This window comes from Streptococcus mitis (assembly GCF_946190155.1).
In the GTDB taxonomy this organism is placed as follows: Bacteria; Bacillota; Bacilli; order Lactobacillales; family Streptococcaceae; genus Streptococcus; species Streptococcus mitis_CL.
In genome coordinates this window covers 1-758 of record NZ_CAMHZL010000019.1, presented here as the reverse complement: position 1 = coordinate 758, position 758 = coordinate 1, and the positions used below count along the sequence as shown (strand labels likewise).

Genomic DNA, 758 nt, shown 5'->3' with positions numbered 1-758 from the left:
ACGAGCGCATCTAAGTCAGCGTCAACAAGTGCAAGCCAAAGTGCTTCAACGAGCGCATCTAAGTCAGCGTCAACAAGCGCAAGCCAAAGTGCTTCAACAAGTGCATCAGAATCAGCAAGCACATCGGCATCTGAATCAGCAAGTACATCAGCATCTGAGTCAGCAAGTACATCAGCTTCTGAATCAGCGTCAACAAGTGCGAGCCAATCAGCAAGTACATCAGCTTCTGAATCAGCATCAACAAGTGCGTCAGAGTCAGCGTCAACAAGTGTATCAGAATCAGCAAGCACATCTGCTTCTGAGTCAGCAAGCACAAGCGCTTCTGAATCAGCGTCAACAAGTGCGAGCCAATCAGCAAGCACATCAGCTTCTGAATCAGCGTCAACAAGTGCATCAGAATCAGCAAGTACATCAGCTTCTGAGTCAGCGTCAACAAGCGCATCAGAGTCAGCAAGCACATCGGCATCAGAGTCAGCGTCAACAAGTGCGTCAGAGTCAGCAAGCACAAGTGCATCAGAATCAGCATCAACAAGTGCATCAGAATCAGCAAGTACATCAGCTTCTGAATCAGCAAGCACATCGGCATCAGAGTCAGCAAGCACATCAGCGTCTGAGTCAGCATCAACAAGTGCATCAGAGTCAGCAAGCACAAGCGCTTCTGAGTCAGCATCAACAAGTGCGTCAGAATCAGCAAGTACATCAGCTTCTGAGTCAGCATCAACAAGTGCGTCAGAGTCAGCAAGTACATCAGCTTCTGA

At 48.4% G+C, this 758-nt stretch carries 1 pseudogene; it reads right to left on the bottom strand.

The annotated features are described in order from the left end of the window. Window positions 1-758: pseudogene (locus tag N8O80_RS09475) on the bottom strand (hypothetical protein); the annotation flags it as partial.